The sequence below is a fragment of the Pseudomonas sp. AAC genome (assembly GCF_000725445.1).
Classification (GTDB): Bacteria; Pseudomonadota; Gammaproteobacteria; order Pseudomonadales; family Pseudomonadaceae; genus Pseudomonas; species Pseudomonas citronellolis.
Map to the genome: position 1 here is coordinate 330,983 of NZ_KL647097.1, position 12,265 is coordinate 343,247.

General features: G+C 68.1%; 9 protein-coding genes. 5 read left to right on the forward strand and 4 right to left on the reverse strand.

Going from position 1 to position 12,265, the window contains the following annotated elements; all coding sequences use genetic code 11:
- Nucleotides 1-160: 160 nt before the first annotated feature.
- From FG99_RS31405 to FG99_RS15305, 4 genes are all read right to left on the reverse strand, one after another.
- On the reverse strand, nt 161-547 hold the full coding sequence (locus FG99_RS31405) for an ankyrin repeat domain-containing protein (RefSeq protein WP_081884641.1): 387 nt from the start codon (nt 545-547) through the stop codon (nt 161-163).
- Nucleotides 531-3,293, reverse strand: coding sequence for an RHS repeat-associated core domain-containing protein (locus FG99_RS15295; protein ID WP_043270834.1), 2,763 nt, complete (start codon nt 3,291-3,293; stop codon nt 531-533). Before FG99_RS15295 ends, FG99_RS31405 begins: the two co-directional genes overlap by 17 nt.
- Nucleotides 3,294-3,307: 14 nt before the next feature.
- The gene (locus tag FG99_RS15300) at nt 3,308-4,771 is read right to left on the reverse strand and encodes an RHS repeat domain-containing protein (RefSeq protein WP_051878941.1); all 1,464 of its coding nucleotides are present in this window, start codon (nt 4,769-4,771) and stop codon (nt 3,308-3,310) included.
- A 199-nt stretch (nt 4,772-4,970) separates the two neighbouring features.
- Nucleotides 4,971-9,305, reverse strand: a complete 4,335-nt coding sequence (locus FG99_RS15305) for a DEAD/DEAH box helicase (RefSeq protein WP_141766304.1) — start codon at nt 9,303-9,305, stop codon at nt 4,971-4,973.
- A 271-nt stretch (nt 9,306-9,576) separates the two neighbouring features.
- Between FG99_RS15305 and FG99_RS15310 the strand changes: the two genes are divergently transcribed.
- From FG99_RS15310 to FG99_RS15330, 5 genes are read left to right on the forward strand one after another with little or no spacing between them, the layout of a single operon-like run.
- Nucleotides 9,577-10,182, forward strand: coding sequence for a DUF4388 domain-containing protein (locus tag FG99_RS15310; RefSeq protein ID WP_043270835.1), 606 nt, complete (start codon nt 9,577-9,579; stop codon nt 10,180-10,182).
- Nucleotides 10,179-10,733 (forward strand): GTP-binding protein, encoded by a 555-nt coding sequence (locus tag FG99_RS15315; RefSeq protein ID WP_051878943.1) that lies wholly within the window; start codon nt 10,179-10,181, stop codon nt 10,731-10,733. The genes FG99_RS15310 and FG99_RS15315 overlap by 4 nt, the downstream gene beginning before the upstream one ends.
- The gene (locus FG99_RS15320; RefSeq protein WP_009621606.1) at nt 10,730-11,098 is read left to right on the forward strand and encodes a roadblock/LC7 domain-containing protein; all 369 of its coding nucleotides are present in this window, start codon (nt 10,730-10,732) and stop codon (nt 11,096-11,098) included. The genes FG99_RS15315 and FG99_RS15320 overlap by 4 nt, the downstream gene beginning before the upstream one ends.
- 10 nt (nt 11,099-11,108) lie before the next feature.
- Nucleotides 11,109-11,645: a protoglobin domain-containing protein gene (locus tag FG99_RS15325; protein ID WP_043270837.1), complete on the forward strand. Its 537-nt coding sequence runs from the start codon at nt 11,109-11,111 to the stop codon at nt 11,643-11,645.
- A gap of 44 nt (nt 11,646-11,689) precedes the next feature.
- Nucleotides 11,690-12,064 (forward strand): hypothetical protein, encoded by a 375-nt coding sequence (locus FG99_RS15330; protein ID WP_043270838.1) that lies wholly within the window; start codon nt 11,690-11,692, stop codon nt 12,062-12,064.
- Nucleotides 12,065-12,265 lie beyond the last annotated feature (201 nt).

Sequence of the window (12,265 nt, forward strand, 5' to 3'; positions counted from 1 at the left end):
ACCCTGCTGGTGAAATTAATACAGTTGATGCCGAGATGACCGGCCTTTTGACGATATTGAAGAATGGTATGAGATTACTCAGACACTCAGAGAAGGAGTCTGGGTGAAGCGCTACGACATCCCCTCAAGCCGTAGTGCTTCGCATGCATCATGATCCAACCTAAAAATCATCCTCGTGGAGTAGGACAAGGATCTCACTTTCATCCAGCAACTTGGCAAGTTCAGCTGGTGAAACTCCATCATCATTTAGAGCTTCAGGATTTGCGCCATGCTTTAGAAGATAATCGACAGCGTCTCTATGGCCCTGTTCAACTGCATCGTGCAGAGCTGTATATCCATGCTCCCCTTTACAGTTAATGTCAGCTCCTTGACTCAATATCAGCTGAATCTCATTAATGTCGCCACGTGTTGCAGCAATGTGAATGGGCTTATCTCCAAATAAGCTCACGCTATTAACGTCTGCACACTCTAAGCCACTAAACTCGGGAAGGTTCGAGTATTCCGCTAGCAGCAGTGAAAGTTTCTCTTGGTTAGTTGCATTGCTCACCGCAAACCCTCCGTAGGAAATCCTTCAAATTCTCAATAGCCTTTCTGGTATTGTTTATCTCTGTAATATGCCCAGCTTCATTATCGTTGAACCATTTCTTACTGAAATTCTCACGTAACGCCAAGCATTGCTGAAGTCTATCGAGATTAGCTTTAGCATCTTTGCATTGGTCTCCAGTCGGCGGTATCGGAGTTTTGCAAATCCGACTGTATTCCTTACGCTCCCTAGCCTTGTCCGCAGCACTTCCTGGGCTCGAATCTGCAGATGCACCACCATCTTCATTGGCGTTCTCGTGATAAGCATCCCAAGCGGCATTTGCACCCCAGGCACCTACCCCAAGACCAATAAGCCCCCCAACCACTGCTCCAGGTGGCCCTGCGACAAAAAAACCGCCTGCTGCACCTGCCCCGGCTGTAGGGCTCAATCCGTTAGGATCGACCAGTCCAACTGGATTAGACCCTGCATAAGCGTAAGTATTTAGCCCGCCATTGAGCCCAATCGGATCACTCTCCACATACCGTCCGGTCTGCGGGTCGTAATCCCTGAAGTAGTTGTAGTGCAGGCCGCTCTCGGCGTCGTAGTACTGCCCCGGGAAGCGCAGGTTCACCACGGTGTTGTCCGGGCTGCTGGGCTGGCCGTTGCCGAAGGCGTCGGATTGCCATTGCCAGGCCAGGCGCTGGTCGTCGTCGCTGGCCAGCCGAGGGGTGTCGAGGTGGTCGCTGTGCAGGTAGAGCACGCGGGGGTTGCCCGGATGGCCCTGGTCGTCGTAGGCCGTGCTCAGGGTGGCCAGGGGCAGGCGGTCGAGCCACAGGTAGTACTGTTCGCGGCTGGGCTGGCCATTCCGGTCGTAGGCGGCTTCGCCGAGCAGTTGGCCGTCGGGGCCATAGAGGTAGGTGGTGAAGCCTTGCGCGGTCAGCTTGGCGATGCGCTGGCCGTGGGCGTTGTAGCGGTACTGGGCGACTTCCTGGCCGTCGATCCGCACGTTCGCCAGGCGGCCCTGGGCGTCATAGCCGAGCAGGCGGCTGGCGCGGTCCTGGAGCAGGTTGCCGGCGGCATCGCTGGTCACCGTGTGGCCATTGAGGGCGGTGAGGCGGTTGCTGTCGCTGGCGTAGCGGTAGTTGTCCTGCAGGGATTCGCCGTCGGCCAGGCGCGTGGTGCTCTTCTCGGTGCGGTTGCCCACGGCGTCGTAGCCGTAGCGGCGCTCGGCCTGGCTGCTGCGTTCCGTGGTCAGGCGGTCCAGGGGGTCGTACTGGTAGTCCAGCGTGCCCCAGAGGCTGTGGGCCAGTTGGGTGATGTTGCCGTTGGCGTCGTGCCGGTAGTCGCTCTGCCAGGGGCCGACGCGCTGGCGGACCAGTTGGTAGTCCTGGTCGTACTCGCGGGCCAGGCTGATGCCGTTGGCCCAGCTCAGGCGTTGCAGGGGGCCGAAGGGCAGATAGGCGATATCGCTGGCCAGGACGAGGGGCGCCTGGCTGCCTACGCCCAGGGTGACGCTGCTCACCTGGCCGCCGGCATTGCGCGGGTAGCCGAGGGTATAGCCGGACGGATAGCCGATGCCAACCAGGCGGTCGGCGGCGTCGTACAGGAAGCTCAGGGCCTCTTCCAGTACCTGGCCGTTGATGCTCAGGCTCCGCGTCTGCTGCACCAGATTGCCGCGCGCGTCATAGCGATAGGCGAGACGGCCGCTGCCATCCTCGATGGCCGTCAGGCGGCCGATGCCGTGGTTGCCGTCGGCACTGCCGTCGTACTGGTAGCGCACGTCGAAGGCCGGGGTGGCCGGGTAGCGGCGTTCGCTCAGGCGGTTCAGGGCGTCGTAGCTGAACTCCACCACCACACCACGGGCATCGGTTTGGCGGATGACGTTGCCGGCGGCGTCGTACTCGAAACGGGTGGTACCGCTATCGGGGCTGATGCGCTGGATGAGGTTGCCCAGGCCGTCATACACATAACGCGTCGTGACGCCGCGGGGATCGCTGACCTGGGTGAGGTTGTCCTGGGCGTCGTAGGTCAGCTGGGTGACGCCATCGAGCGCGTCGGTATGGCTGACCAGGCGATCGAGAGCGTCGAACGCCTGGGTGCTGGCGTACTGGCGCGGGTTGGTCCGGCCGGTGGGGTTGTCGTTGAGATCGTACCGGTAGCTGTGGGTCTGGCCAGCGGCGCCGACCGCGCGCAGCAGCCGGCCGAGTTCGTCGTACACCCACTGCTGCTGGCGCACCAGGCTGCCGCTGGCGTCCTTCAGCCGCTGCGCCGTGCGGTTGCCCTGGGCGTCGACGTCGTATTCCAGGCGCTCGCCGAGGTTGTTGGCGATGGCCACCAGGCGCCGCGCGTCGTCGTAGGTGTAGGCCAGCCAGTTGCCGTCGCCGCGGGTCAGGCGGGTGATCTGCCCAACCGCGTCGTATTCGAAGCGGGTGGTGCTGCCGGCGCTGCCGATGGACGCCAGACGCGCGTCGATGCCGCTGTAGGTCAGGGTGCTGACCACGCCGTTGGCGTCGGTGAGGGTGCCGGGGTTGCCGCGCTCGTCGTGGTCGGCCAGGCGAGTGACGTGGCCCAGGGCGTTGGTCACGGCGGTGAGGTTGCCTTTGGCGTCGTAGCTGTAGCGGGTGACGTCCTGCACGTCGGTGCGCGGGCCGTCGGCGCTCTCGATCAGGCCCAGGTCGTTGTAGCTGTAGGACCAGTTGCGCTCGGCGGCCTGGGCGGGGTGCCCAAGCAATATCGCCAGGGACAGGGCGCCGAATAATTTCGTTTTCATGTCAGCCTCCTTGCTCAAAGCGCTTCGGTGGTTTGCGCGATGACGCGACCACGGTTGTCGTACTGGTAGCGGGTGACCTGCCCCGGCTCGGTGACGCTCAGCGGCAGCGCGAAGATCGGATGCCAGGTGGTGGTGATGGTGCGTGCCTGCGGCGTGCCGGCCGCTTCGGTGCGCGAGACTTCCAGGCCGCGCTCGTCGTACTGGTGGGTGGTCAGGTTGCCGTTCCAGTCGGTTCGGCTGGCCGGCAGCCCATTGGCCAGGTAGGTGACCTGCTGGCTGGCGGCCGGGCAGTGGGCGCTGGCTTCGCCGTCCCGGCGGGTGACCAGGCGGCGCTGGTCGAAGGTCTGGTAGTGGTAGAGCGTCGACTTGCCCAGCGGGTTGGTGATCCGCACGCGGTTGGCATCGAGATAGGCGAATTGCACGGTGCCGGCCTCGCCGGCATGGCTGCTGGAGGTGGCGCGCCCCTGGCCGTCATAGGTCCAGGTGGCGAAGCGCAGGCCGCGGGCGTCGGTGATTCCCGTGAGCAGGTGCGGGCGCTCGGCGACTTCGTAGTGGTAGTGCTGTTCTTCGTCGCCACGCAGGACGCTGGCGAGGCGGCCGTGCTCGTCGTAGCGGTAGCTGATGCTCCAGTTGCCGAACTGCAGGTTCGCCAGCCGTTCACCGGCATAGTCGAGGGTGATCTGGCGGCCGCCCGCATCGCTGATCCGGACCAGCCGGCCAGCCGCATCCCGGGCGAAATGCAGGCTGCTGCCGAGCACCGGATCGAGGCGTTTCAACTGCCCGAGCGCATCGTAGGTTTCGACGCTGGCGTCGGCGCCGGTGAGGCTCCAACCGCCATGGTCGGGCAGTTCGACCAGCGTGAGTCGCTCGTCGGCGGAAGCCGTCCACTTGCCCGCCACGCGGGTGAAGGCCACTGCCCGGCCATCGTCGCGATAGGCCTTGAGCCGGTCGGCCGTGAGCTTGGCGATACGCTGGTTCCAGCCATGGCTCCAGCCGACGCCGAGGTCGCCGGCCTGGTTGCGGCTGCTCCAGTAGTTGCGGCTGAACCCCAGCCGCGAACCAGGCACGCTCAGGTCGACCTCGATCTGCACCTTCTGCCCGGTGGCGCCAAGGATGGGATTGCTGTCATTGCATTCGTTGCTCTGGCATTGCGCGCAGCACTGGCCGCTGCCATCCAGCACGCCGCTGGGGCACAGGTCCGGCCCGCCGGAAAGGTAGACGGAGGAGAAGTGGTAGGTGTCGGGAAGCCAGCGACCGAACAATTTGCGTTCGACCGTGAAGCGACAGAAGGCTTCGCCACCGATGTCGGTGAGCGAATAGTTGTTGATGCGCCATTGCTGGCGGGGATTCTGCTCACGCTTCTGGAGCAGCAGGCGGATGCCCTCGCCCTGTTCGCAGGCCGCTTCGGCCGAGGGCCAGGCGGTCCTCGTCGCGTCGTGCCACTGGTATTGCGCCAGGCTGGCCTGGCTGGCTAACAAGGCTCCCAACCCTGGGAGCAGGCAATGCAGAACTAGACGGGGGCGCATGCTTGGGTCCTCCATGAACAGTGGAGGCCCCAGTCAAGCGATGGCGGCAGGCGAAGAACGTTAACGCCTAGCCACTCCTGAAATCAGAAGAACATCCCACGCCGATCGAGGACACTGCCTACGCGCAGAACACCCTCTCTGACAGATGCATCTAGAGGCGCCGGATCAGTAGCTCCCGCGCCTTCGCCATTTCCTCCGCCGGCAGTTCCGCCCAGAGCACCGGCTTGCCGGCGATGAGCGCGCCCAGGGCGGCGCCGTCGCGGTAGAGCACGCGGTTGCCGGCGACTGCCGGTACCTTGCTGCCCGGCAGCAGGGTGCCGGCGAGGTTGAGGGGGTCCACCGCCGAGAGCACCAGGTATTCGCCGTCCTTCTCGCGCCGGCGCACTTCGCGCAGCAGGCCGACGGCCTCGGGCAGGGCGAACTGTTCGCCGGTGAGGCCGGCGACGAAGCGTCCGCCGCGGATTTCCCCGCGGGCTTCCAGGCGATGGTAGACGCGCAGCAGGTCGCGCCAGGGCGGCAGCCAGTCGGCTTCGCGCTCCAGCACGCGCCAGCAGACCACGCCGTAGCGGCGCAGCAGGGTCATGGCCACGTGTTCCAGCACTTCCGCCTGCAGGCGCGGTGGCTGGCCTTCGATCAGCTCGTTGCGCGGGCGGCGCAGCAGCGCCCAGCGGCCGGCGTCGGCCATGCCGAACAGCGGTGTGCGCGCCCGGCGCTCCTGGCGGCTGCGCTTGGCCGCCGGCAGCAGCAATGCGCGCAGGCCGGCGAAGCTGTCGGCGTTCACCCGGCCCACCGCCACCAGTTCGCCCAGGGCCATTTCCAGTTCGCTGCGCAGCAGGTGCGCCTCGCTGGTGAGCTCGTCGAAGAACAGCGCGCCCTGCTCCTGCAGGGCCTGCAACACCTTCTGCGCCTTCGAGGACAGCTCGGCCTCCGGCGCATCGGCGCAGAGCGCGCCCCACAGCGGCAACTGGCGGCGCGGCAGCAGGACGATGGGCGTGCTGCGCAGCGGCCCGGCGCCGCTGCGCCCGCGCGCCGTGCCGCGGCTGGGCAGGCGCGCCCAGACCAGGCGGCCGGCGCGGCACAGGTCGTCCAGCCAGTTGATGCCGTAGTCGGCCACCCGCGCCGGCAGCAGGTCGCCTTCCCAGGCCCCGGCGGCAGCCTGGAAGCCTTCCAGCTGGCTGAGCACGCCGGCCAGGGCCTCCGCGCCGCGCGCCCGGGTGGTTCTGGAGACGCGCTGCCAGTCGAACAGGAAGCGCATGAAGTCGGCGCGCTCCACCGGCTCGATCTCGCGGCGCAGGCGGCGCACCGTGTAGCGGTGGATGCGTGCCAGCAGGTGGCGCTCGCACCACTCCTCCTCGTCGTCGATGCCGGGGCTGAAGCGGCCACGCAGCACGTAGCCCTCGCGCTCCAGGCCAGCCAGGGCGAAGGCGATGTCGGCGGGCGGCAGGTCGAGGTCCATGGCCAGTTGCGCCTGGGTGCGCGGGCCGAAGCCGGTCAGGCGCGCGCGCAGCAGTTCCAGGCGCGCGTCTTCGGCGGACCAGCCTTCCTGCAACGCCAGCGGCAGGTCCAGCTCGGGCGCCAGCCGTGCCTGTGGATAGACCGCCCGCAACTGGCTGAGGCGTTCGGCGGCCACCCAGAGGTCGGCTTCGCCGCTGCGCAGGCGCGTCGTCCGCCCGGCCTTGGCCAGGCGCCCGAGCAGCAGTTCCCAGCCCAGGTTGGCGCGGGCTTCCTCGGCGAGGATGCAGCCCAGGCCGGTCAGCGCCTCGTGCATCTCGTCGGCGTCGCGGGCCTCGGGCCAGGCTTCGGCGCGCACCGCGGCGATGGCCTCGGGATCGAGGGCGCCGAGGTCGTCGGCGGATTCCGCGTCGCTCCAGCGCCGGCTCAGCACGGCCTGGGTGCGGCGTTCTTCCAGCGGGGCGTCGTCGAGGTAGGCGTAGGGGCTGGCGCTCAGCACTTCCGCCGCCAGCGGCGAAGGCGCCGGCAGGTCGCGGGCGTGCAGCGCTACCTCGCCGGCCTCCATGCGCCGCAGCAGGGCCAGCCAGCCCTCGCAGTCCATGGCTTCGTGCAGGCAGTCGTCGAGGGTCTGGGCCACCAGCGGGTGGTCGGGAATCTCGCGCTCGCCGACGATGTTCTCCAGGCACGCCACCTGGTCGGGGAACACCGCCGCCAGCAGGTCCTCGCTGCGCATGCGTTGCAGTTGCGGCGCCACCTTGCGCCCGCCGCGGAAGCGCGGCAGGGCCAGCGAGGTGGTGGCGTTCCAGCGCCAGCGCACGCCGAACAGCGGCGCGTCGAGCAGGGCCTGGATCAGCACGTGTTCTGCGCTCTTCGAGTTCAGGTAGCGCCACACCTCGTCCAGCGGGAAGCTGTGGCTGGTGGACAGCGAGAGGATGATGGCGTCTTCGGTGGCCGCCGCCTGCAGCTCGAAGTTGAAGGTGCGGCAGAAGCGCTTGCGCAGGGCCAGGCCCCAGGCGCGGTTGATGCGGCTGCCGTAGGGCGAGTGCAGCACCAGCTGCATGCCGCCGGATTCGTCGAAGAAGCGCTCCAGCACCAGCGCCGACTGGCTCGGCAGCACGCCGAGGGCGGCGCGGGCGCGGGCCAGGTATTCCACCAGTTGCCGGGCCGCGGCTTCCGGCAGGCCCAGTTCGTCCTCCAGCCAGCGCAGAGCCGGGGCCAGGGGCTCGGCGCCGCCCTGCCCTTCGGCGAGCAAGGCGTCCAGGCGCTCGCGCAGGCGCGACACGCTCACCGACAGCTCGTCGCTGCGCCCCGGCGCCTCGCCCAGCCAGAACGGGATGTTCGGCGGCAGGCCCTGGGCGTCCTCGACGCGCACCTTGCCCGGTTCCACGCGGAGGATGCGATAGGACACGTTGCCCAGCTGGAACACGTCGCCGGCCAGGCTTTCCACGGCGAAGTCCTCGTTCACCGTGCCCACGGTCAGGCCCTGGGGCTCCAGCAGCACCTGGTAGTCGCCGGCGTCGGGAATGGTGCCGCCGGAGGTCACCGCGGTCAGCCGAGCGCCGCGCCGGCCACGCAGCAGGCCGTGGACGCCGTCGCGGTGCAGGTAGGCGCCGCGCTGGCCGTTGCGGCTGGCGTAGCCCTCGGCGAGCATGCGCAGCACGGCGTCGAAACGCTCGCGCGGCAGGCCGGCGTAGGGCTGGGCGTGGCTCAGCAGCTGGAATAGCTCGTCCTCGCGCCATTCGCGGCAGGCCACTTCCGCGACTATCTGCTGGGCCAGCACGTCCAGCGGCGCGCACGGGATCGCCAGGGCGTCCAGTTCGTCGCGGCGCACGCTGTCGAGCAGCGCCACGCATTCGATCAGCTCGTCGCGCGAGGTGGGGAACAGCCGCCCTTTCGGCGTGCCGCCGACGCTGTGCCCGGAACGCCCGACGCGCTGCAGGAAAGAGGCGATGGAGCGCGGCGAGGCGACCTGGCAGACCAGCTCGACGTCGCCGATGTCGATGCCCAGCTCCAGCGAGGCGGTGGCAACCAGCACCTTCAGGCGCCCGGCCTTGAGCCGCTGCTCGGCGCCCAGGCGCTGTTCCTTGGACAGGCTGCCGTGGTGCGCGGCGACCTTGTCTATCCCCAGGCGCTCGCCCAGGTGGCGGGTGATGCGCTCGGCCAGCCGGCGGGTGTTGACGAACACCAGGGTGGTGCGGTGCTCCTCGGCCAGCGCGGCGAGGCGGTCGTAGACGCTGTCCCAGACCTCGTGGGACATCACCGCCTCCAGCGGCGCCGGCGGCACCTCGATGCCCAGGTCGCGGGCGCGGCTGTAGCCGATGTCGACGATGCGGCAGTCGGCGTTGCCGCAGAGGAACCGCGCCACCGCCTCGATGGGTTTCTGCGTGGCCGACAGGCCGATGCGCACCAGCGGCTCGGCGCACAGGGCCTGCAGGCGCTCCAGCGACAGCGCCAGGTGGCTGCCGCGCTTGCTGCCGGCCAGGGCGTGGATCTCGTCGACGATGACGCTGCGCGCGCCGGCCAGCATCTGCCGCCCGGAGTCGGAGCCGAGCAGCACGTAGAGCGATTCCGGGGTAGTCACCAGGATGTGCGGCGGCCGCCGGCGCATGGCCTCGCGCTCGCCCTGGCTGGTGTCGCCGGTGCGCACCGCGCTGCGGATGTCCACGGCCGGCAGGCCCTGGCGCTCAAGCTCGGCGCGGATGCCGGCCAGGGGCTCTTCCAGGTTGATGCGGATGTCGTTGGACAGCGCCTTGAGCGGCGAGACGTAGACCACGCAAGTGCGGTCCGGCAGCTCGCCGCCGTTGGCCAGGCCCTCGCGCACCAGTTGGTCGATGGCCGAGAGGAAGGCGGTGAGGGTCTTGCCCGAGCCGGTGGGCGCGGCCACCAGGGTCGAGCGCCCGGCGCGGATCGACGGCCAGGCCTGCACCTGGGCCGGGGTGGGCGCGGCGAAGTGGCGGGCGAACCAGGCGGCGACGGCGGGGTGGAAACCCTGCAGGACGTCGGCGGGCGTGGCGCTGCTGGCGAGTCGGTTCATGGGCACCAATATGGTGGCGGCGGGCGAGGCCCTCAAGCACCGCCGATCGTGGCTGGCCTGGCGCGGCGCAGGCATCGCGCGGCCAGGTCATGGGGGACCGAAGGAAACAGCCTCAGCACTCTACGCAAACGACAGCGCCCCTCGGAGATCACCTACAAGCAGTACGGGCATGTCATAACAACGCCTCCCCTTATCATCTCGGCGCATCACGAATCGCGCACTGACTTCCTACCAGGACAGGGCGCCCAGCCCGCCCTGGAGGACATTTCGTTTGGCAATTTTCGGCAAGCTCTCCGACTTCCCGCTCGCGGAAGTCCTCTCGGTCATCGGCAAGCGCGCAGGCCAGCTGACGCTTGAAGAAGCGGACGGCAGGCGGCTCCGCCTGCGGCTGCAGAACGAACGGCTGCTCGGCCTGAGCCTCGAGCAGCCGATCGGCGAGCCGGGCGAGATCAAGCGCGCCCTGCAGTCGATCGGCGACGCCAGCTTTCACTTCGAACCCACGCCGCCCATTGAGGCGAAACCCGGCCAGCACCTGCCCATCGACCAGGTGCTCGCCAGCCTGGCGCCCTCGTCCCGGGCGGAGCCGTCGGTGCACCCGGACACGCGCTTCGTGCTGATCCGCGGGCGCACGGTGACGCTGCCGGCCGAACTCGACGCCTTCCTGGCCAGGGCCATGCCCCTGCTGGCCGAGGGTTGCAGCGCGCGGCAACTGGCCCAGGCGCTGAAGCTGGAAGTCCGCGAGACCTGCGCATCCCTGCAGCACCTGCGGGAGATCAAGAAAATCTGGCCGGTGCGCGCCCACGAGAGCGCCGGTGCATCGACGAAACATGCCAACCCCACCCTCGCCAGCCGTCTGAAGAGGCTCTTCCGCCCATGAACCAGGACAGCGCACCGCCGATCAAGGTCGTCGTCTCCGGGCCCGTGGGCTCGGGAAAGACCACCCTGATCCGCAACCTCTCGCAAATCCCCGTCGTCGACACCGAGGTGCCCAGCAGCGAAGCCATCGGCAAGGCGAACACCACTGTGGCGCTGGACTTCGGCCGGATCACCCTGGGCGCCACCGACATCCATCTGTTCGGCACGCCCGGCCAGGAGCGCTTCAGCTTCATGTGGGAACTGCTCAGCGAAGGCGCCGACGGCCTGGTGCTGATGCTGGCCGCCGATCACCCGGAGCAGTTCGGCCAGGCCCGCAGCATCCTCGAGGCGATCACCAGCGTGCAGCCGGTGCCCTTCATCGTCGCCCTCACCCACTGCGACGCCGACGACCAGGCCTGGGTGCCGGCCGAGGTCGCCGCCTACTTCGACCTGCCACCGCAGCACGTCATCGCCACGGACGCCCGCGACAGGCAGAGCGCCTGGGACGTCCTGGTACAGCTGCTGGCCAACGACGATCCATCACCCGACCCCCACCACGGAGAAACCCCATGACCCGACAAGAACGCCTGCAAGCCGAACTCGACCGCCTCCGGCAGTCGGTCCCCAGCATCCGCGGGGTGCTGCTCGGCAGCCTGGACGGCATGCCCATCGTCGACGCCATCAGCGACCATGGCATCGAACCGGCGCGCATCGCAGCCATGGCCGCCGCTGCCCTGGGCGTGGGCCGGCGCATCGGCGAAACCCTCAAGAGCGGCGCGATGAAGGAACTGAGTCTGCTGGCGGAAGACGGCCGGGTGTTCATCCACCTGGCCGGCGACAAGGCCTGCCTGGCGATCGTCGCCGCGCGCGACAGCAACGTGGGCCTGATCAACCTCGAAGTGGCGGACAGCCTCGCCACCCTCGACAGCATTCTCTGAGGAGCCCCCCATGCATGCAGACCGACTGTCCTGGGCCACCAAGGACGCCGCCATCGTTCACGAACTGATCGCCCTGCTGGACCTGTCCGACAAGGAATGCGCACTGCTCGCAGGCCTCGCCGAACAGGCCAAGGCCATCAGCCCGGCGCTGATCGAAGACTTCTACCAACGCCTGCTGAGCCAGGAGGCCACCCGCGAATTCATCACCGACCAGAAGCGCCTGGGGGAATCCCTGGCCACCTGGTTCTGCGAGCTGTTCGGCGGCGTCTACGACGACACCTACGCGCTCAAGCGCCTGAACATCGGCCTGATCCACGTGCGCATCGGCCTGCCGGTGCGCTACCCGCTGGTCATGCTCGACCTGATCGCCCGCTACGGCGAAGAGGTGGCCGGCCAGGCCGGCGCCGAGGCGCTGACGGCCTTCCGCAAGGTCCTGGCGCTGGACGTGGCGACCTTCAACCAGGCCTACGAGAACAACCAGCTGCAACACCTGGCCGACCTCACCGGCAACGAACGGCTGGCCCGCCGCCTGCTTTCCGGCGGCTGAGCCGGGCGCTACCCTTCGCGGATTCCCCCGACGGACCGCGAGACATGGCCGAGAAAGACCGCGACTGGTACTGGCAGAACCTGAAGAACCCCGGCCAGCCCGGCGAACCACCGCCGCGTCGGCGGCAGTGGTACCTGCGCCGGGCGTTCAAGCACCTGCTGCAACTGGCTCTGCTGGTGGCGCTGGCGATAGGCGCCGGCGCCCTCTGGCAGAACCCTGCCAGCCACCAGTGGGGCGAGGCGCGCTGGCACGCCCTGCTCGGCCGCCTGGGCCTGGAGCGCCCGGCCGACAAGGTCACGGCCCAGCCCATGAAGTACACCGACAGTTCCCGGAGCCTGGCCGAGTGCATCAAGCCGGGGAACCTGATCGACGACGAGGTGCGCGCCTGCGTGAAGGGGCAGCGGGTAAAGACCTGGTGACATCCGCCGGCGGAGTCTATCGCGGACGGAGTCCGCTCCTACGCGATCCCCATCCACACCATTCCCATGTAGGAGCGCGCCCTGCGCGCGATTCGCGGGCAGGGCCCGCTCCTACAGGGAGGCACGGTGCAAAGAGGCAAACCGAGCGGATCTTATTCGCGATCCGGCTGGCGTGTGTCGGTGATCGCGGACGGAGTCCGC

What these genes read in the sequence shown, in the direction of transcription:
- FG99_RS15295 (WP_043270834.1), bottom strand. Translation starts at nt 3,293, where the DNA reads ATGAAAACGAAATTATTCGGCGCCCTGTCCCTGGCGATATTGCTTGGG.
- FG99_RS15305 (WP_141766304.1), bottom strand. Translation starts at nt 9,305, where the DNA reads ATGAACCGACTCGCCAGCAGCGCCACGCCCGCCGACGTCCTGCAGGGT.
- FG99_RS15315 (WP_051878943.1), top strand. Translation starts at nt 10,179, where the DNA reads ATGAACCAGGACAGCGCACCGCCGATCAAGGTCGTCGTCTCCGGGCCC.
- FG99_RS15320 (WP_009621606.1), top strand. Translation starts at nt 10,730, where the DNA reads ATGACCCGACAAGAACGCCTGCAAGCCGAACTCGACCGCCTCCGGCAG.
- FG99_RS15325 (WP_043270837.1), top strand. Translation starts at nt 11,109, where the DNA reads ATGCATGCAGACCGACTGTCCTGGGCCACCAAGGACGCCGCCATCGTT.
- FG99_RS15330 (WP_043270838.1), top strand. Translation starts at nt 11,690, where the DNA reads ATGGCCGAGAAAGACCGCGACTGGTACTGGCAGAACCTGAAGAACCCC.